Here is an 18,069-nt window from a genome sequence, read left to right as displayed (position 1 = left end):
ACTCCGGTGCTACAAAGGTGAACTTATGTGTTCAGCAGCCGAGCTTCTCCACCACCATTTCGAAATGTTTGTTGATGACCATGAAAAGTGGAAATCCCTACTCGCTCCGGACATCGTCTGGGAGCTGCCTTTTGCCCCGAGTCTCGGTCACCCGGAGAAGCTGGTCGGCCGCGAGCAAGTGCTCAATCATGTCGGATGGTTTGTCGGAGCGGTGGAGTCGTTTCAATTCCACAATCTACGTATTCAACAATTCACTGATCCACTAACCGCCGTCGCGCAAGTCAAGGCACAGGGGATCATCACTGAGACGGGTAAACCCTACTCGCAAGAATATGTCGTTTTCGTTAGCGTTCGTGAGGGTAAGCTGACGCATATTCGTGAGTACTTCGATCCTGTCCAGGCGGCTTACGCCTTGGACTCCCCCGTGGTGATGCCAGGCTAGCGGCGCAGCCGAGTGCACGAAAGAAGCAAAACTCCGACAGGCAAAGCAAGGTCGCCAAGGAGTCGCATGTCAAAAAGAGAGAAATTGGCACCGTCGAAAGCGACAACCAATTCCTGACTTGGAGACATCAAAATGACTGACTTCATCCCAACCCCAAACGAAGTGGCAGGCAAAGTGGTGCTGGTAACCGGCGCGGCTAGCGGCATCGGGAAGGCCATCGCCGAGCTCCTTCACAGCCGTGGAGCGAAAGTCATTGCCGAGGATATCGACCCGAAAGTCAACGCCCTTGAGCGTCCCGGCCTGGTTCCTTTCGTCGCCGATATCACCGTTGACGGTTCTGCCGAGCAAGCGGTGGCGTTGGCGGTAGAGAAGTTTGGCAAGCTGGACGTCCTGGTCAATAACGCCGGTCGCATCCTATACAAGCCCCTCGTCGAAATGACCCGTGAAGATTGGGAATGGCAGATGCAAACCAACGTGACGGGGGCGTTTCTTCATTCCCGAGAGGCGATGAAGGAGATGATGAAGAACAAGAGCGGCGCGATCGTGAACATCGCCTCGTACGCGTCCTACTTCGCATTTCCCGGTATCGCGGCCTATACCGCGTCCAAAGGCGCATTAGCACAGTTGACTCGTACCCAGGCACTGGAAGCAATTGAGCATGGCATTCGGGTCAATGCCATTGGCGTGGGAGATGTGGTTACCAACCTTTTGAACCATTTCATGGAAGACGGTCGTGGGTTCCTGCAAGAGCATGGCAAGTCCGCGCCGATCGGTCGAGCTGCAGCACCGGAAGAGATTGCCGAGATTGTCTCTTTCCTGGCTTCCGAGCGCGCCAGCTTCATTGTCGGTTCGGTGGTCATGGCCGATGGCGGCATGAGTGTCCCGGTAGGTTAATCCTTCGCCTCGTCCGCGTTGTGCTGAATTGGCAGCACAACGCGTTTCCTTGCTAGCAGACCTTTTCAGCGGAGGCGTCATGACCGCACTTCGAAAATCCGACTTTCCCCTCATCGACGTTCGCCAGCATCTGGAAACCGGGCCCATCGTGCTCGTGACCTCAGCCTGGAACGGCGAAAGCAACATCATGACCATGGGCTGGCACATGATGATGCAATTCGATCCAGCCCTTTTTGGCTGCTACATCTGGTCGGGGAACCATAGCTATGAACTGATTCGCAACAGCCAGCAATGCGTGATCAACGTACCCACTCTGGAGCTGGCGGACCAGGTGGTCGCGGTGGGAAACAGTACGGGCACTGACGTGGACAAGTTTGGTAATTTCGGACTTACCGCGACAGCGGCGACGCGGGTTGCAGCGCCGCTGATAGCCGAATGTTATGCCAGCTTCGAATGCCAGCTGTACGATTCGAAGCTGATTGGCGATTACGGTTTGTTCATCTGGGAAGTCGTCAAAGCGCACGTAGATCGCTCCGTGGAGCAGCCTAGAACGCTGCACTACAGGGGAGGCGGTCAATTCATGGTGGCTGGAGAAACCTTGGACTTTCGCCAGCTATTCCGTCCCCAGAACCTCTGACTGGCATAGCCCACTCACTATTTACGGTATTGAGTGGGCGTGATGCCAACCTCACGTTTGAACACCTGCGAAAAATGGCTTGGGCTGCTGTATCCGATCTCCAAGCCTATATCGATCACGCTCCGATCCGTTTCGACCAGGAGCTGCCGGGCTCTTGCCATCCTCAGTCTGATAAAGAACTGCGACGGAGAATAACCAGCGGCTTTTTTGAACAGCCGGCTGAAGTGGTACTCGCTCATCCCAGCTATTTCGGCCAAGTGCCCGAGATTGAATTCCTCAGCCAGATTCGCCTCCATCGCCGACAGCACGCGGCGCAGCTTGTAAGCAGGCAATGCGTTGCGGCGCACGATATCGTCCGCTGAGCTGTCTAGGTAGCTGCGGGCAAGGTGAATGGCGATGCACTGGGCCAGACCCTGCAGATAAAGTGGACTGGCCCTGTGCCCCGTCAGCTCCAGGCGAACTTGCTCCAATAGAACGGACAACCCATCGTCACGCCCGCCTGAGACTTCACGTAGTCGAACCGCTTCCACAGACCCGCCCAAGACCTCATGGATGGCTTTTTCCAAAAGCGGGATGCCGAGGTAGATATGCATGACTTCAAATGGTTCTACACCGTCTACGTGCCAGCGCATCTCGTAAGGCTGTGCCGAGGTAGTCAGGAAGAAATCACCTTTGGACACCTGGCTACATTGCCAGTCGCCATCAAGCTCACGCTCCTGAACGGCAGCATTCCCGGAGATGATCCACACGAGCAAGGGCTCAGCTACGGCGGGCACGATAAAGCTCTCTTCGTTACGCTCCCGGTTGAAGATCTGCACCAACATATCCCTATCGGCCAGGACGTCCGAGGCGGCAAGCCGCTCACCCCGAATGTAAGCCTCCAAACCATGGGCTGAAGTCCGCTCTATGACATCCATGGGAATTGTCACCTCAGTCAGTACGCGTGCTCAAACGAGCCACCTCGGGCATTGGTCTCACAGGGTGGACTTGAAGTTCAAGCCTAGGCTTTCAATGGTGAAGGCCCATCGCGGACCCGTTTGGGGATGTAAAGAACCCGCTCTGGATGCGTGTTCTGAAAGGTAAAGGTCGAAAAAAAGCCGGAATGTCTCCATTCCGGCCGGGCCTTCAACGCTCGGGATATAGAATCATCCCTGCGTGATACAGCACGTTGCTACGAAACTCCCCGTCGGCAGTAAATCCGCTGTCATCCACATACTCGATGTGATCACCCTCTAGCCAGTATCGACCTTGGTACGCGCTTTGTTGCTCTCCGCGGGCTTCGTCATAGCGGCCGCCAGGCAGGAGCTCATGGCGAATGCGACCGTCAGCCGTCACCCACATGCCAACGTATTTATCCTGCTCTCCAAGTGGTTCACCCATGGCATTTCCTCGCTGTCGACCAAACATTCAGAATGGACTTGCGGTTGGACGCACGATCAGTTCGCTGACATCGACATCTGCAGGCTGTTCTACGGCGTAGGCGATCGCCCGGGCAATCGCCGAGGCTGGAATCGCGATCTTGCGGAACTCGCGCATCTCGGTTCGCCCGCCCTCATCGGAAATGCTGTCGGCCAGTTCGGACTCGGTGACGCCTGGGGCAATGACGGTGACCCGGATGTCCCCCCCCACCTCCTGGCGCAAACCTTCGGAAATGGCCCGTACGGCATATTTGGTAGCGCAGTACACCGCAGCGGTCGGGCTCACGGCGTAGGCTCCAATCGAGGCAATATTGATGATCTGACCGGCACGCTGTTCTTGCATGAGCGGCAGAGTTGCGGCAATGCCGTGCAGGACGCCGCGAATGTTCACATCGATCATCCGATTCCACTCATCTACCTTGAGCGCTTCGAGTTTCGAAAGCGGCATGACGCCGGCATTGTTGATCAGCACGTCGACGCGTCCGTGCAGTTCGATAGCGAAGTCGATAAAGGACTGCATGTCATCCAGGTTGGTGACATCCAGCGCCAGGACATCAGCGACACCGCCTGCTGAACGAATCTCCCTGGCCAGAGTTTCCAGGCGATCGGTGCGGCGGGCGCCCAGGACCACGCGAGCGCCTTTGCTGGCAAGCAGGCGGGCTGTCGCTTCGCCGATACCACTGCTGGCGCCGGTGATGACGATGACTTTTTGTTCGATGCCGTGCATTTTCGTACTCCTGTTTCTGGCTTAAGGGGCCACCGCCGGCAGGCAGGTGGTGAAGCAAGAGTAAGAAGCCTTGGCTGGGCTGGGTTATCCGATTCCTCCGGTCAACATGCACGATCCTGCGTAAGCGGTCGGCGTTTGAGGCCATGCAATGACAGCGGGCAAAAAGCAAACATGCTTGTCGATTTCATCGAACGTAAACAACGAAATTAGGCGTCTATTCAGCTATGTGAGGCTGTTCCAAACTTACTCATACCAGCGTTCCATTCCGGAATGCTTATATCAAGGAACGTATGCCATGCCTCACGCCGCCACCATTTCAAGCTCAGTCTCTCATCCTTCGGCTGCAACAGCTGGTGCCGCCGCACTAGTAGGACGCGTTTTTCTGAGCGCGATCTTCATCCTCTCAGGCGTATCCAAGGTAAGCGCGCCGGCCATGATGATCGGCTACATCAGTTCAGTTGGTCTGCCGTTTCCTTCCTTAGCGCTGACGCTTGCCATCCTTGTGGAAATAGCCGGCGGTGTTGCTCTGATCGCCGGCTATAAAACCCGTGTTGTCGCAGCAGTTTTGGCGCTTTTCAGTGTCCTCACTGCGGTGATCTTCCACAGCGCTCTGGCCGATCAAAATCAATTCATTCACTTCTTCAAGAACATCGCGATGGCCGGCGGTTTGTTGCAGATCGTGGCCTACGGCGCAGGCCGCTTCAGCTTGGACGCGCGTCGCCAGTAACTGACGCGCGCTGGCAACTATCGACTAGATAAACCATTACCTACAGACGGGGAAGTTCATGAAAGCTATACAAGTGGCAGAGTACGGTCAGGTTGAGCGGCTTGAGCTGATAGAGCTTGAAGAGCTGGTGCCCAACGATGACCAGGTTCTGATTGACGTTGCCGGGAGCGGAATCAATCCGATCGACTGGAAGATTCTCTCGGGGGCCATGAAGCAGTTCATCCCAATGTCCTTCCCCTACACACCGGGTGTCGAGGTTGCTGGCACCATTGCAGCAGTTGGAAAGAATATTCATGAATACGCTGTGGGTGATGAGGTGTTCGGATTCATTGGAATAGTCGGTGGTTACGCCACTCAGGCTCTTGCAACGCCCGACAGGCTTGCGCACAAACCCGATGGGCTATCACTTGTTCACGCCGGTGGAATTCCTGCCGCAGCGCTTACTGCTTGGCAGGCGCTGCACGAACAAGCCGAAATCCAGCCAGGCCAGACTGTTTTGATTCACGGTGCCGCAGGCGGGGTGGGTAGTTTCGCGGTCCAGTTAGCACGGCTGGTCGGCGCTCATGTAGTGGCAACGGGCTCGACCAGAAACCGAGACTACCTCCGATCACTCGGCGCCCATCAGTTCATGGATTACACCGCACAACAGTTCGAGAACCTCGTCAGCGATGTCGATACCGTCATTGATCTGATCGGCGGAGAAACTCAGGATCGCTCCTGGGGGGTGATCAAACGCGGTGGGGTATTAGTCTCGCCTGTCAGCACGCCCAACGTGCAGAAAGCTCTTGAGTACGGCGTAGTGGGCAAAAACTTCGCAACCCGGTCGGACGGGCGCCAGTTAGCGGAGATAGCGAAATTGTTTGCTGAGAAGAAGCTCCACGTCGAGGTTGAGGTCGTTCCGCTTTCCAACGCGGCTGAGGCTTTGATGCTAAGCCGGGGAGGACATACTCGCGGCAAACTGGTGTTCGATGTGAATCGGTGATTAACCTCGAAGGCCCTGCGCTCGAGTGAATCCGCCAGAAAGCAGCCCTGCGCAGGAATATGCAAAAGCCTCGCAGGAACCAAATAACGGCCTGCTTATCGCCGCCGTAATCTGAGCCCAAGCAGAAAGCGAGCCCGCTTCTGCCGCCGGCCATCAGAGCGACCTAGCCTGCAACAAACAGGAATCCACGTCACGCTTTGCACTGAAAAACCGGCAACGAATCCATCGCAAATTACGGAGTCGCTGTCATGAAAACTGTACATTCAATGATGATTGGAATTGCCTTATCTGCTCTCAGTGCAAGTTCGATGGCACTGCCGGCCAAAGAAATTGGCCGTTGGACCAATCAGACCTGCAAAGAAGTGATGGCTCCCCTTGTGGTGGAGGGTGGAGCGGATCGTCTCAATGACCGCCGTGTGGCTGAGGGTGGTGCTGATCGCCTGAATGACCGGCGCACGGCCGAGGATGGTTCGGATCGCCTGAATGACCGCCGCATGGCTGAGGGTGGTGCCGATCGCCTGAATGACCGCCGTGTGGCTGAGGACGGTGCTGATCGCCTGAATGACCGCCGTGTGGCTGAGGGTGGTGCTGATCGCCTGAATGACCGACGCATGGCCGAGGATGGTTCGGATCGCCTGAATGACCGCCGTCAGGCTGAGGGTGGTGCTGATCGCCTGAATGACCGCCGTGTGGCTGAAGATGGTGCGGAACGTCTTAATGCCCGTAGAGTGGCTAAAGTCGATGTGGATCGTACCACCAATGCCTGACGCATATAGCCCTTCCTATCGAGAGCCCGGCCCGCCGGGCTCTTGCATTTGAAGGGAGACCATTAGCATCTACCCAAAAAGCAGCGGGCCAATTTATTCTTTGCAATAGAACCAGCCTAATGGGAGGTAATGGCAGTGGATGATAGGGACGAAGAGCTGACGCGTCTGAGGGCCGAGCTGGCATCAACCATGCTTCGTTATGCTCCCACCTATGGCGTGTTTCAGACGGGAATTGCTCCGCTGCATTTCATACGCAGTGATACTCCAACCGACGTGATCCATACTGTCCATAAGCCGGGGCTATGCATCGTTGTGCAGGGCCGTAAACAGGTGCAGTTGTGGGAAGAAAGCTATGTCTACGACCCTTTGAACTATCTGGTCGTCTCGGTAACCCTGCCTCTAGCGGGTCAAGTGACAGAGGCATCCTCAGAACAGCCCTATTTCTGCATCCGCCTGGATATCGATCCGGCAGAAATCGCTCAGCTGATCGCAGACGTCAGCCCTGTCGGCGTGCCGAGCCAACACCCCCACCGAGGGCTATATCTGGATAAGATCGATAGCTCCTTGCTCGATGCAATGCTGCGATTGGTACGTCTGTTGGATGTGCCATCGGATATCCCAGCGTTGGCGCCGCTAGCACTAAGAGAAATTTTCTACCGACTGCTCAAAGGCCAGCAGGGTCAGCGTTTACATGAGATAGCCATAACCGATAGCCAGACCCATCGCGTCACTCGGGCCATTGAATGGCTGAACAACAATTATGCACAGCCGTTGCACATTGATGAGCTAGCGAGCTATGTCAATCTGAGTAACTCGACGCTTCACCATCGATTCAAGGCTGTCACCGCCATGAGTCCTTTGCAGTATCAAAAACAACTTCGCCTGCAGCATGCACGCAGGTTGATGATCTCAGAGGGTCTGGATGTATCTACAGCCGGATTCAAGGTGGGCTATGAAAGTCTCTCACAGTTCAGCCGTGAATACAGCCGGATGTTTGGGGCCCCACCGAGCCGAGATATCGCGAAGCTTCGCTCTCTCGGGTAAGGTGCTACTGAAGGCTTGGCTAAAATAACCCTGATGGCGGACGCCGAGCATAAGGCGCTGCAGCACCTTTTCGGCCGCTATCGACATGCTCGAAATTGCTGACGCGGCTAGGCTATGGGCGCTTGATGAGTCTGAATCTGAGAGGGGTTTTGATTAGGTTGGCAAAACGCCGGGGAGAGGTTTTGCAGCTCGCCAAAGCGCTGGTGGGCCCGCATCGTTATCGTCTCTTACGGATGGCCAAACAACCAGGCAAAGAAAGCAAGTTCCGGTAAAACTAGCGCGGTCAGCACCTTACGTAAAAATACAGATTTCCTCCTTGGAGTGCCCGAGCGGCCAGCTGACGAGGCTGATGTCCTAATCTCCGACGCTGCCTTCGGTCGATTACCGCGGAACTGGAACTGCCGAACTTTCGTTTGTGTTGCCATCGGCGGATCGTTAGGTTCGTGGCTTTCTAAGCCAAACATGCGGAAATTAGTGTTCATTATGCTGGCATTTTCGAGCACCTTGTCGCAATTCAAACGGATACAGCCAAATCCTTGTATAGTGACCACGTAGCCGTGCTCTGCGGCTTCTCACTTTGAGGTAGCTTTATGCACCAGGCCATATCCCCCGAGACGCAGCGTGCCCATGAGCGTTTGAATGAACAGACCGAGTTGTTCATCAAGCTGGGCGGCCAGATTGAAAGCGTTCCTTCTGGCGTCAGCGGAGTGCTAGCGAGCAAGCCGAAGGTCGTTTGGACCAGTCCTCACACGGCCAAGCCCACCTACAAGCGATAGCGCGTCCAAATGCACTGCTCGGTTGGACCATTGCGAACACCAAGGGCGCAGGTCTTCGCAATGCCCGGAGAGCTATACCAAAGCCTTACTGGTACTTTAAGAGACCGTGACGACAACCCTCCCTTTCGAAGAGGGCAGAAGCAGGGGGCGCCGGCCCCATGCACGCCCGGATCTCGTTGCCCACAGTCCATTCGCCACAGGTGCAGGCCGCAGCAGCGCTGCGACCACGGACTATCAAATGCTGCGTGTTACGCCGCCATCGACCCTGATGTTCTGCCCGGTGATGTAGGCCGCGCCTTCGCTAGCAAGGAACGCAATGGTCGCAGCGATTTCTTCGCTGGTGCCGTAGCGCTTGAGCGGCACGCTGTCGCGGCGTTGCTCGGTGCTCGGCAAGCTGTCGATCCACCCAGGTAGGACGTTGTTTATGCGCACGTTATCGCCGGCGAAATTGTCGGCGAAGATCTTGGTGAACGCGGCAAGGCCCGAGCGGAATACCGCAGAAGTCGGGAACAGCTCGCTGGGTTCGAACGCCCAGGCGGTGGAGATGTTGATGATCACTCCGTTCTTCTGACGCTGCATGTAAGGCGTCACCAGGCGAGTCGGGCGAATGACATTGAGCAGGTAAGTATCCATACCCTTGTGCCAATCCTCGTCGCTGATTTCCAGGATTGGCGCGCGTGGACCATGGCCGGCGCTATTGACCAGCACATCGATACGGCCCCACTTCTCCACGACAGCGTCGACCAGGCGTTGCAGGTCTTCAACCGACTGGTTGCTACCCGTTACACCAATACCGCCGAGTTCGGCAGCCAACGCCTCGCCCTTGCCCGAAGAGGAGAGAATCCCAACCTTGAAGCCGTCGGCGGCCAGGCGTCGTGCTGCAGCTGCGCCCATGCCGCTGCCACCTGCCGTTATAATCGCAACTTTTTCTACTGACATGCTGCCTCCAATCTTTCAATGCTGATTTTTCAGGTGCATTCACCTTAGCAGCAGCCCCATTGGTGAGGGAGACAGCTAAACTTTACTATTGCGATAGATTAACTATCGACAGCTTGCTGCTTGAGCCAGTGTTGGACCACGCTCAATGAGTCCGGCTGTTTCATCTTGCGTGGCCAGACCAGATAAAACGACTTGTCGACCCTGAGTTGTTGGGTAAAAACCTGCATCAGTCGACCTGCGGCAATGTCATCACCGACGAACGCAGGGCTGGCCAAGGCAATGCCCTGGCCACTGATTGCCGCTTCAATGGCCAATGAGGTTTGATTGAAGCGCAGATTTCTGGCTGTGGGTTGCAGGTGATGCGGGAACAGCTCTGCAAGGAACTGAGGCCAGAAATTATGGGCATCGTGCAACATGACGAAGTCCTGCAACTGCGCAAAGCTGGCAGGTATTTCGTTGCCTTCGAACAGCCTTGGGCTGGCCACCGCAACGATACGCTGCTCCATCAGCAGCTCGCTATTCAAACCCGCTCCGAACTCGGGGTTGCCATAGCGGACAGCGATATCCACACCATCGTTGCTGAAGTGCGACAGCCGATCGGTTGCCAGCACACGCAAATCGATGTCTGGATGACTCTGCGCAAAATTGCCGAGCCTGGGAATCAGCCATTTCGAGGCGAAGGTAGGTGTAACGCTGACTGTCAGGTGAGAAGTCTGTGGCCGAAGCAGGCGTGTTGCCTCGTCGATCATGGCCAGCGCACTGCGAATGCTTCCGCTATAGCTCAGGCCCGCATCGGTCAACGCCAAGCCACGGGGCAGGCGTTCAAACAAACGCAGATCCAGGCTCGCCTCCAATCCGCGTATCTGCTGGGCAACTGCTGCCTGGGTCACGCCCAGTTCCTCGGCAGCCACACGGAAGTTCAAGCGGCGAGCCACCACTTCAAAAACACGCAACGCGTTCAGCGAGGGCAAGTCAGGGAAACCGTCTGGCATGGCAATGAAGATTCTATCGAGTTTGGCAATTTTTCTGTTTCTCTGATGCCTTCACACGGTTGATAACCTGATCGGGCCCGAAGGATTCACTGTGCCGAGGCTACTCCCTGAAAATAGCTAAAGAAACCCGTGCCAATCGAAAGCATCTCTTTGGTTAGCTTGCTGAAACGTTTCTTCGTGTCTATAAAGGGGAACAACTCCAAGAAAGGCCCCCTGTCATGCCCCTTCTCAAATTCTTCGTTGCTCTCGCCGCCCTGTCCGCAACCTCCCACACCATGGCCTGGGATTACGTTCTGCTCGACACCGACAAAGCCGCCCAGAACTGGCAGATCAGCAGCCAGCAACTTGGCGTAAAAACCGACAAGCCCTTCAGCGTTACCTTGCGCACTTTGCACGGAGGCCGGCAAGAGGGTGTCAGCATCGTCGACATCGATAACGGCACGATGAAACTTTCGGTAGTGCCGACCCGTGGAATGAACGTCTTGCAGGCGTCGGTCGGTAATGTGCGCATGGGCTGGGATTCGCCGGTCAAGGAAGTGGTCAACCCGTCCTTCATCGAGCTCAATGGGCGCAATGGCCTTGGCTGGCTGGAGGGCTTCAACGAACTGGTCGCCCGCTGCGGTTACGAATGGGTCGGCCACCCAGGCGTCGACAATGGGGAACTGCTGACCCTGCATGGTAGGGCTGCCAACATACCTGCGAACAAAGTCACCCTACACATCGATGAGAAACCACCGTACGCCATCAGCCTGCGTGGCGAACTGAAAGAGCAGGCGTTCAAGAAGGTCGACTTCTCCGTCGTGACCGAATTGGTCACCGAACCGGGCAGCGTGATGTTCGCCCTCAACGACACCCTGACCAACAACGGCGATTATCCGAAGGAATACCAGGCGCTGTATCACAGTAACTTCAGTACCCCGTTTCTGGACCAGGGCGCTCGGTTTGCCGCGCCAGTGAAACAGGTGTCGCCGTTCAACGACAAGGCAAGGGAAGATCTGGCCGATTGGCAAACCTACCGAGCGCCCACCAAGGACTATGACGAAACGGTTTATAACGTGGTGCCGTATGCCGATGACCAGGGCAATACATTGGCCGTGTTACATGACAAAGCTGGCAATCTGGGCGTTTCGGTCGGCTTCAATACTCGGACGCTGCCTGTATTCTCGCTGTGGAAAAATACCGATACCCAAGGTCAGGGCTATGTGACCGGGCTCGAGCCGGGAACGAGTTTTTCCTACAACCGCCGTTACCAGCGGCCACTGAAGCTGGTGCCGACAATCGGACCGAAGGAACACAGGCAGTTCCACATCAGCTACAGCTTGTTGGCGGACAAGGTTGCAGTGGACAAGGCCTTGAAGCAGGTTGGCGAGATACAAGGAGGGCGCGAAACCGAGGTGCGGCAGACGCCATTGGTTGATCTGACCGAGGGGTAACGCCGACTTGGGCATGTCGGCCGATGTTGCTAAGCATCGGCCAGATGTTCATGTCTGGTCACATCGATTTCGCAGATCTATCAAGTTGTTGACTTCATGGCTTAGCTCGAAGGCTGCTTTCGATCCGTAGCAGAAAGAACCCACCAAAAGACCATTTGCATCCCGCCCATCGCTTGTAGAAAATCCCCCTCTTTTGCACGAATGGATACGCGCATGAAGGTGGAGACGACCACGCAGTACAAAACGGATGAAGGGATCGTCTTCAGCCTCTCGAAAATCACACTCATGGAAAGCGATCGAGGCCGCCTGCGTGAGCTGCACTTTGGTGAAGCGAAACGCGCCCATTATCAAGTCAACAGCATGGTCGTCGATATGTACGACCGGATGCAGGCCCGAAATTTGCCATGTCTGCTGACAGTCCGCATTTCCAATCCCCTGACCCGGCAGCAGGCTGACGCCATCAACACCGTGCGAGGCAACGTCGCAAAGGGGGTCGCTGCGGCCTCAGGTGGTGTTGCCGGGAAGGTGGGTGGGTTGGGAGGCCCGGTCATTGGCTGGGCTTCGGGTGCAGTCGTGACCGCAGGTATGAACTGGTACTTGAAAGGGGCGTTGCCTAGCTTGCATGCAGGTGATGTGCTGATCAGTATCGAGGGAGAGGTCCATGGCGGGATTGGCCCACAGCACTCCGGCGTGACGCTGGTCATCAAGGTCTGAGGAATTGCACATGCCCTACATCCTGCAAACGGTCGCCTTGATGATTCTGGGCGCGATCCTCGTTCAGTTTCTAAAACCATACCTGCTGCGCAAGTGGCTGGGTTTGGTACTACTTGCAGCAGGCTTGATCGGGATCTTCAACGTCGGCCAGCAGCAGTTCCTGGGTTTTGACTTGGAGCTGCTGATGTTGCTAGCTGTGCCGTTGGGCGTAGTACTGTTCCTGACGCGGCGGCGGTTCACGGACATGTGAAGACAAGGAGGTGCTGTAGTGTGCCGGCTGGCCAGTGTTCAGACCGGAAATGAACCCGGTACACGCTAGCCTTCAGGCGGGGATATCCCGCAAACGAATTCATCCGATCCCAGGCGGTGCGAGCCGAACTCCACAACATAGCCAACCCCGCGGCGCTCCGCCTCGGCCCTGGCCGTGTTCTGGTCGGCAAACACATCGACGAAATGCCAAGGATGCCGGTCTCTCAGCACACCCCAGCCAAGTACCCAGCCGTCATTGCCCGGGTCGGGCGGGAGGTTTTTCGCCAAGCTGCGGATGCTCATATGTTGACCCCGATGTGCTAGCCGGTTTCTGCTTGCGAAGCAACTGCAAGCCACGACTTGGATAAAACCGTATATGAAGCATAGCGCTTACCCGAAACCAGAGCCCAAGACATGCCCATTGGTTCGCTTTACAAGGGGCCGGAAGCCATTCTGACCGCCTGCGCTTGAATGCAACAGGGTAGCGTGCGCTGCGCCAACAGCCAGCGCACTTGAGCCATCACCCTTCGAACTGAATCACCATCCGCCCTTTGATCTTGCCCTCCAGCATTTCTTCGAAGATCTGGTTGATATCCTCGATCGGCCGCAGGGTCACCTTCGGCACCACTTTCCCTTCCGCCGCAAACTGGAAAGCTTCCTGCAGGTCCTGCCGGGTACCGACCAGCGAGCCGATCACTTCGATACCGTCCAGCACCAGGCGAGGAATGTTCAGGTTCATCGCTTCCGACGGCAGGCCGACCGCAACCAGGCGGCCCCCCGCACGCAGGGCATCAACCGCCGAGTTGAAGGCAGCCTTGGCAACGGCGGTAACCACGGCGGCATGGGCGCCACCGGTCTTGGCCTGGATGACCTTGGCGGCATCCTCGGTGCGTGAGTTTATGACCAGGTCAGCGCCCATCTCGCTGGCGAAGCGCAGTTGCTCTTCGTTGACGTCGATGGCGATCACTTTGGCGTTGAAGACGTTCTTGGCATATTGCAGGGCAAGGTTGCCCAGGCCGCCGAGGCCGTAGATGGCGATCCATTGGCCGGGGCGGATGTTGGAGATCTTCACCGCCTTGTAGGTGGTCACGCCAGCGCAGGTAATGCTGCTGGCGGCAGCGGAGTCGAGACCGTCGGGCACTTTTACCGAGTAGTCGGCCTTGACGATGCAGGCTTCGGCCATGCCGCCGTCCACGGTGTAGCCGGAGTTCTTCACCTCGCGGCACAGGGTTTCGTTGCCGCTGGTGCAATACTCGCAATGCCCGCAGCCCTGGTAGAACCAGGCCACGCTGGCGCGGTCGCCCGGCTTGAGCGAGGTGACGCCTGGTCCAATTTCCTGGACCACACCGATGCCTTCGTGGCCTAGCACCACACCGGTCTTGTCACCGAAGTCGCCATTTTTCACGTGCAGGTCGGTGTGGCAGACACCGCAGCATTGCATCTTCAGCAGCGCTTCACCGTGCTCGAGGGGGCGCAGGGTTTTCTCCACCACATCCACGCGACGGCCTGGTGCAACAACAGCAGCTTTCATAGGAGCCTCCGTGTCTATCTGAATGATATCGGCGGGGTTAGCATAGCCCTCGCCTGGTGGGGTAAAGCTGCTTCAGGTCATGGTCTTGGATGGGAGGCTTGGACGCAGCAGGTACCTGCCCTGCGCGGGCACTTGCAGCAGCGGCCTTGTATCGCGAAAGGGCCGCAGAGCGGCCCCGGGATTTCAGCGGTGGCGCATAAGTTGTTGGGGCTGCTTTGCAGCCCTTTCGCGACACAAGGCCGCTCCTACAGGGTTCTGCGTAAGGCTCGCCACAAAAAGAAAAGCCCGCGGCAATAATGCGGCGGGCTGCAAGAACATACGGAGCAGGGTCAGTGTGCCCACCCGGATGTCAGTATTTCGTGAAGGTCAGGTCATGAGCTTGTCATGCATGGCTCAGTTCCAGTTGGCTGATGACGCACACCGAACCGTCCTCGGCAGGCGTGTCGGCGGTGTAGTCCACCTGGTTGTATACCCCACCATGGAAGTTGAGCGTGCGCGTTGCCCAGGTCGCACCCAATTGCAGGGGCGATGTGCTGCCAATACGGCCGTTGCAGCTTGCACTGACCGTGCAGGCGCCGTTGTTCGTCACGTCGATGCTCACATCGAAACGGGCGCCGAGCGGTACGTCGGCCAGCACCGTGCTGCTGCTCGTGGCCGTCTGGTTGAAGTCGGTCCGGAAGCCCACGGTGATCTTGCCCTTGTTCCAGAACACCTTGATGGGCGGGTTGTCGTCGTCTTTGACGTGCATCTGGGCAATCACCACCTTTTGCGCAAAGTTCACTTTCTTCAGTGTCATGGTCTGGTAATTGCGGTGCCGGGCGCCGCTGTTCAGCGCCCAGTACGCCGGCTCCTTCCACTCGCAGCGGGTACGGTGGGTACTCTTGCTGGATGCGCCCTTGGTGGGGGCGGTCATGCGGATCGAGCCGTCACTCAGGCGGGCGATGACTTCAGGCAGGGTCGCCAGCGCCTGGGCACCGGTCAACTCCAGGGCTACCGGGTTGGTCGCGGACTTAGGCACGGGGGTGGTGATGATGAGGTTGTCGATATATACAGCCATGGTCTTTCTCCTTGAAAAACGACAGGTCCTGCATCATTTGCGAGCCTGGCCAGCATGGGCGCAGTTCACTGTGATTTGCCAAGGCTGGACGAAGGGAAAACCCAAGGGGATAAAAAAGCCCGCCATGGGAGGCGGGCAAGCAACGTTTGAAGGGAGAGCCAGCAGAGTGGACCCGGCCGGTTAACCGAGCATTAAGTGGTAACGCATTGACCTGCGCAGCCGATCAGCCTATACAAGCCTGCCACCAGCCCAGGAGCCAGCATGCACGACGAAGACGACTTGCACGAACCCGAGCACGATCACCTGCTTGACCACGAATTCCTCTACGACGATTCGGAGCCAGAAGCGGATGCCCAGGGCGCCGAGGATGAGGTCGAGGAGGACGAGGAAACGCTGGATGACCTCGATGACGAGGAGCGCGATCACCCAGCCTGGTTCGACGACTGCGAAGACGACTGACTCAGCGCCCGTCTACCGAAAAACGCCCTGGGCCGCTCACTGCCAGCATCAGCAGGCCACCCATGATGCTGAGGTTTTTCAGGAACTGCGTCATGTTGGCGCTGCGCTCAGGGTCGACCATGTTCCAGAACGGGTGGCCCAGCAGCGCCGTACCCAGTACGAAAAGCGCAAGCAGGAAGGCCAGCGGTCGGGTGTAGAAACCGAGGATCAGCAGGATGCCGACGACGAACTCCATGAGCACGGCAACTGCCGCTGCCAGCATGGGGGCAGGGGCGCCCAGTGAAGTCATGTAGCCGACCGTGCCTTCGAACCCGGTCAGCTTGCCCCAGCCAGACAAGACGAACAGGATCACCAGCAGCACGCGGGCAATCAGGATAAGGATGTCGCGTTGACTATCGAAAAGGGAGTAGCGCATGGCGGCGTTCCAGTGGGCGGGTACAAGCACCACTCTAGCAGCTGCGCAAAGGATTGCCGGCGGGCAGCAAAAAGGCGCCGCAAGGGCGCCTTCGCAAGGAATTTGGTGCGAGTGGCGGGACTCGAACCCGCAAGGCTCACGCCGACAGATTTTAAGTCTGCTGTGTATACCAATTCCACCACACTCGCACGCATGAAGGGGTCGTAACGACCAGCTCGCTTCTAAGCAGAAGGGCTTCGCAATCAAGCGCGCTTTATAACCCATTGTTATAGTTGAGTCAACCACAGCGCCTATGATCAACAGAATGAAGGGTCGATCGAATGGGCAATTGACACCTTGCTGTCATTACGCCACTGTTGCCCTCTATTGGATCCAAGAGTGTGGTGATGATTCAGTCCAGTGCTTCCGAGCGTATCGTGCGCCCGCGGCTGTTCTGGCGACTGTTGTTCGTGCTGGTAGTCGTGTTGGGGGCGTTTCTCTACCTCAGCCTGATCAGTCTTGGCGGTTACCTGCTGCTGCTGGGGCTCGATGCAGAACACCCTCAATCGCAGCGGCTGATGGCCCTGGCCGGTGGCGGGTTTATCCTGCTTGTTGGCCTGTGGCTGCTGAAAGTGGCGATGCCGCGGCGCATCAGCCCGGTGCTGGTTGAGCCACAGCGTTGAACCTCGCCCTATCTTCCGTCCTGCCGTACCGGTGGAGCTCGCATGGTTTCAGCTGATTGTCTCGACCACCCCGTCATGCCTGCACACCGCTATGAACAGCTGGTTCAGTCGGTAGTGGATTACGCCATCTACATGCTCGACCCGTCCGGCCATGTGGTGTCGTGGAACGCAGGTGCGCAACGCATCAAGGGGTATCGTGCCGATGAAGTGATCGGCAAGCATTTCTCGTTGTTCTTCACCCCGCAGGATTGCACCGAAGGCCGCCCGGAGCGCTTGCTGCGCCAGGCGCTGGAGCAGGGCGTGGCGCAGGATGAAGGCTGGCGTGTACGTAAGGATGGCACGCAGTTCTGGGCGCTGGCCGCGCTGGATGTGATCCGCGATGACCAGGGCCAGGTCGTCGGCCTGGCCAAGGTGACCCGGGACATCACCGACCGGCGCGAGTCGGCGCTGCAACTGGATGCGGTGCGCGCTCAGCTGTTCCAGGCGCAGAAGCTGGAGGCCCTCGGCCAGTTGACCGGTGGCCTGGCACATGACTTCAACAACCTGCTGACCATCATCATCAGCTCGGCGCGCCTGGCGCTGACCACCCAGGACCCGGTACGCGCCCAGCGCATGCTGCAGCATATTCTGGATGCAGGGCAGCGGGGCACCGAACTGACCCAGCAGTTGCTCAGCTTTGCCCGCCACCGCAAGCTTGATGTGGCTTGCGTCGCCCCGGCGAACCTTATTGCCGCCACCCGTGGTCTACTGGAGCATGCGCTGCCTGGTTCGATTGACCTGGAGGTGGTGTTGCAACCGGACCTGCCCCTGATCGAGGTAGATGCCGGTCAATTGCAGATGGTGCTGCTCAATCTGTTGTTCAATGCTCGCGATGCCATCCCGGGGCAGGGCCGGATCGGGTTGACCGTCGATGTGGTCGAACTGGCAGGCGAGGTGGAAGGCCTGCACGGCGGGTTTGTGCGTTTCGAGGTGGAAGACAGCGGTGAGGGCATCGCGCCAGCGGTGCTGCCGCGGATCTTCGAACCGTTTTTCACTACAAAGCCCTTTGGCAAGGGGACTGGCCTGGGCCTTAGCCAGGTGTATGGTTTTGCCAGGCAGAGCGGTGGTGCCATTTGCGTCGACAGTGAGCCCGGCCGGGGAACTTGCATGCAGCTTTACTTGCCAATCTATCAGCGGACGGAAAGCCAACTCGACAGGTAGAACA

23 protein-coding genes and 1 tRNA gene are annotated in these 18,069 nt (G+C 57.4%); 14 read left to right on the top strand and 10 right to left on the bottom strand.

Annotation, left to right across the window (positions count from 1 at the left end; genetic code table 11):
* Window positions 1-25: 25 nt before the first annotated feature.
* From IRZ77_RS00910 to IRZ77_RS00900, 3 genes are all read left to right on the top strand, one after another.
* Entirely contained in the window at window positions 26-442 is a 417-nt protein-coding gene (locus IRZ77_RS00910; protein WP_046614903.1) for a nuclear transport factor 2 family protein, read from the top strand.
* A gap of 132 nt (window positions 443-574) precedes the next feature.
* On the top strand, window positions 575-1,336 hold the full coding sequence (locus IRZ77_RS00905) for an SDR family NAD(P)-dependent oxidoreductase (RefSeq protein ID WP_027609281.1): 762 nt from the start codon (window positions 575-577) through the stop codon (window positions 1,334-1,336).
* A 79-nt stretch (window positions 1,337-1,415) separates the two neighbouring features.
* Window positions 1,416-1,973, top strand: a complete 558-nt coding sequence (locus IRZ77_RS00900) for a flavin reductase family protein (protein WP_196172682.1) — start codon at window positions 1,416-1,418, stop codon at window positions 1,971-1,973.
* Window positions 1,974-1,990: 17 nt separating this feature from the next.
* Here the strand turns inward: IRZ77_RS00900 and IRZ77_RS00895 are convergent, their stop codons facing one another.
* The 3 genes from IRZ77_RS00895 to IRZ77_RS00885 all read right to left on the bottom strand — a co-directional run bounded on the left by IRZ77_RS00895 (window position 1,991) and on the right by IRZ77_RS00885 (window position 4,118).
* Window positions 1,991-2,890 carry an AraC family transcriptional regulator gene (locus IRZ77_RS00895; RefSeq protein WP_135002294.1) on the bottom strand — a complete coding sequence of 300 codons (900 nt, stop codon included), beginning with the start codon at window positions 2,888-2,890 and terminating at the stop codon, window positions 1,991-1,993.
* Between the two features lie 208 nt (window positions 2,891-3,098).
* On the bottom strand, window positions 3,099-3,353 hold the full coding sequence (locus tag IRZ77_RS00890; RefSeq protein ID WP_046614906.1) for an Atu4866 domain-containing protein: 255 nt from the start codon (window positions 3,351-3,353) through the stop codon (window positions 3,099-3,101).
* Between the two features lie 27 nt (window positions 3,354-3,380).
* The gene (locus IRZ77_RS00885; protein ID WP_046614907.1) at window positions 3,381-4,118 is read right to left on the bottom strand and encodes an SDR family oxidoreductase; all 738 of its coding nucleotides are present in this window, start codon (window positions 4,116-4,118) and stop codon (window positions 3,381-3,383) included.
* A 295-nt stretch (window positions 4,119-4,413) separates the two neighbouring features.
* On the opposite strand from IRZ77_RS00885, the gene IRZ77_RS00880 reads away from it, so the two are divergent.
* From IRZ77_RS00880 to IRZ77_RS27230, 5 genes are all read left to right on the top strand, one after another.
* Window positions 4,414-4,845 (top strand): DoxX family protein, encoded by a 432-nt coding sequence (locus IRZ77_RS00880; protein ID WP_012314978.1) that lies wholly within the window; start codon window positions 4,414-4,416, stop codon window positions 4,843-4,845.
* A gap of 58 nt (window positions 4,846-4,903) precedes the next feature.
* Complete coding sequence (locus IRZ77_RS00875) at window positions 4,904-5,827, top strand: NADP-dependent oxidoreductase (RefSeq protein WP_196172681.1); 924 nt, start codon at window positions 4,904-4,906, stop codon at window positions 5,825-5,827.
* 248 nt (window positions 5,828-6,075) lie between these two features.
* The gene (locus tag IRZ77_RS00870; RefSeq protein WP_052970518.1) at window positions 6,076-6,594 is read left to right on the top strand and encodes a hypothetical protein; all 519 of its coding nucleotides are present in this window, start codon (window positions 6,076-6,078) and stop codon (window positions 6,592-6,594) included.
* Window positions 6,595-6,723: 129 nt separating this feature from the next.
* A complete protein-coding gene (locus tag IRZ77_RS00865; RefSeq protein ID WP_046614910.1) occupies window positions 6,724-7,638 on the top strand; it encodes an AraC family transcriptional regulator in 915 nt (304 codons plus the stop codon).
* A 590-nt stretch (window positions 7,639-8,228) separates the two neighbouring features.
* Window positions 8,229-8,414, top strand: a complete 186-nt coding sequence (locus tag IRZ77_RS27230; protein WP_046614911.1) for a hypothetical protein — start codon at window positions 8,229-8,231, stop codon at window positions 8,412-8,414.
* Between the two features lie 234 nt (window positions 8,415-8,648).
* On the opposite strand, the gene IRZ77_RS00860 is transcribed toward IRZ77_RS27230, so the two are convergent.
* Together IRZ77_RS00860 and IRZ77_RS00855 are read right to left on the bottom strand one after the other, a co-directional pair.
* Window positions 8,649-9,353 carry an SDR family oxidoreductase gene (locus IRZ77_RS00860; RefSeq protein WP_085599320.1) on the bottom strand — a complete coding sequence of 235 codons (705 nt, stop codon included), beginning with the start codon at window positions 9,351-9,353 and terminating at the stop codon, window positions 8,649-8,651.
* 98 nt (window positions 9,354-9,451) lie between these two features.
* Window positions 9,452-10,345 carry a LysR substrate-binding domain-containing protein gene (locus IRZ77_RS00855; protein ID WP_196172680.1) on the bottom strand — a complete coding sequence of 298 codons (894 nt, stop codon included), beginning with the start codon at window positions 10,343-10,345 and terminating at the stop codon, window positions 9,452-9,454.
* A gap of 218 nt (window positions 10,346-10,563) precedes the next feature.
* On the opposite strand from IRZ77_RS00855, the gene IRZ77_RS00850 reads away from it, so the two are divergent.
* The 3 genes from IRZ77_RS00850 (at window position 10,564) to IRZ77_RS00840 (ending at window position 12,742) form a co-directional block, all read left to right on the top strand.
* Window positions 10,564-11,778 (top strand): aldose 1-epimerase family protein, encoded by a 1,215-nt coding sequence (locus IRZ77_RS00850; RefSeq protein ID WP_196172678.1) that lies wholly within the window; start codon window positions 10,564-10,566, stop codon window positions 11,776-11,778.
* 213 nt (window positions 11,779-11,991) lie between these two features.
* Window positions 11,992-12,492: a hypothetical protein gene (locus tag IRZ77_RS00845; RefSeq protein WP_046614915.1), complete on the top strand. Its 501-nt coding sequence runs from the start codon at window positions 11,992-11,994 to the stop codon at window positions 12,490-12,492.
* Between the two features lie 10 nt (window positions 12,493-12,502).
* The gene (locus tag IRZ77_RS00840; protein WP_085599316.1) at window positions 12,503-12,742 is read left to right on the top strand and encodes a hypothetical protein; all 240 of its coding nucleotides are present in this window, start codon (window positions 12,503-12,505) and stop codon (window positions 12,740-12,742) included.
* A 65-nt stretch (window positions 12,743-12,807) separates the two neighbouring features.
* Here IRZ77_RS00840 and IRZ77_RS00835 read toward each other — a convergent pair whose 3' ends face one another.
* The 3 genes from IRZ77_RS00835 to IRZ77_RS00825 all read right to left on the bottom strand — a co-directional run bounded on the left by IRZ77_RS00835 (window position 12,808) and on the right by IRZ77_RS00825 (window position 15,329).
* A complete protein-coding gene (locus IRZ77_RS00835) occupies window positions 12,808-13,044 on the bottom strand; it encodes a hypothetical protein (protein WP_046614917.1) in 237 nt (78 codons plus the stop codon).
* A gap of 217 nt (window positions 13,045-13,261) precedes the next feature.
* On the bottom strand, window positions 13,262-14,272 hold the full coding sequence (gene adhP, locus IRZ77_RS00830) for an alcohol dehydrogenase AdhP (RefSeq protein WP_196172675.1): 1,011 nt from the start codon (window positions 14,270-14,272) through the stop codon (window positions 13,262-13,264).
* 382 nt (window positions 14,273-14,654) lie between these two features.
* A complete protein-coding gene (locus tag IRZ77_RS00825; protein WP_046614919.1) occupies window positions 14,655-15,329 on the bottom strand; it encodes a polysaccharide lyase family 7 protein in 675 nt (224 codons plus the stop codon).
* Window positions 15,330-15,590: 261 nt separating this feature from the next.
* Between IRZ77_RS00825 and IRZ77_RS00820 the strand changes: the two genes are divergently transcribed.
* Window positions 15,591-15,788, top strand: coding sequence for a hypothetical protein (locus IRZ77_RS00820; protein ID WP_046614920.1), 198 nt, complete (start codon window positions 15,591-15,593; stop codon window positions 15,786-15,788).
* A gap of 1 nt (window position 15,789) precedes the next feature.
* Here the strand turns inward: IRZ77_RS00820 and IRZ77_RS00815 are convergent, their stop codons facing one another.
* Both IRZ77_RS00815 and IRZ77_RS00810 read right to left on the bottom strand, forming a co-directional pair.
* The gene (locus IRZ77_RS00815; RefSeq protein WP_046614921.1) at window positions 15,790-16,203 is read right to left on the bottom strand and encodes a DoxX family protein; all 414 of its coding nucleotides are present in this window, start codon (window positions 16,201-16,203) and stop codon (window positions 15,790-15,792) included.
* Window positions 16,204-16,306: 103 nt separating this feature from the next.
* A tRNA-Leu gene (locus tag IRZ77_RS00810) sits at window positions 16,307-16,391 on the bottom strand.
* Between the two features lie 198 nt (window positions 16,392-16,589).
* Between IRZ77_RS00810 and IRZ77_RS00805 the strand changes: the two genes are divergently transcribed.
* Both IRZ77_RS00805 and IRZ77_RS00800 read left to right on the top strand, forming a co-directional pair.
* The gene (locus IRZ77_RS00805; protein ID WP_046614969.1) at window positions 16,590-16,865 is read left to right on the top strand and encodes a hypothetical protein; all 276 of its coding nucleotides are present in this window, start codon (window positions 16,590-16,592) and stop codon (window positions 16,863-16,865) included.
* A 42-nt stretch (window positions 16,866-16,907) separates the two neighbouring features.
* Window positions 16,908-18,065, top strand: a complete 1,158-nt coding sequence (locus IRZ77_RS00800) for a two-component system sensor histidine kinase NtrB (protein ID WP_046614970.1) — start codon at window positions 16,908-16,910, stop codon at window positions 18,063-18,065.
* Window positions 18,066-18,069 lie beyond the last annotated feature (4 nt).

The organism is Pseudomonas pudica (genome assembly GCF_015680405.1).
In the GTDB taxonomy this organism is placed as follows: Bacteria; Pseudomonadota; Gammaproteobacteria; order Pseudomonadales; family Pseudomonadaceae; genus Aquipseudomonas; species Aquipseudomonas pudica.
The sequence above is the reverse complement of the archived record's forward strand: the minus strand, read 5'-3'. Positions and strand labels throughout refer to the sequence as shown.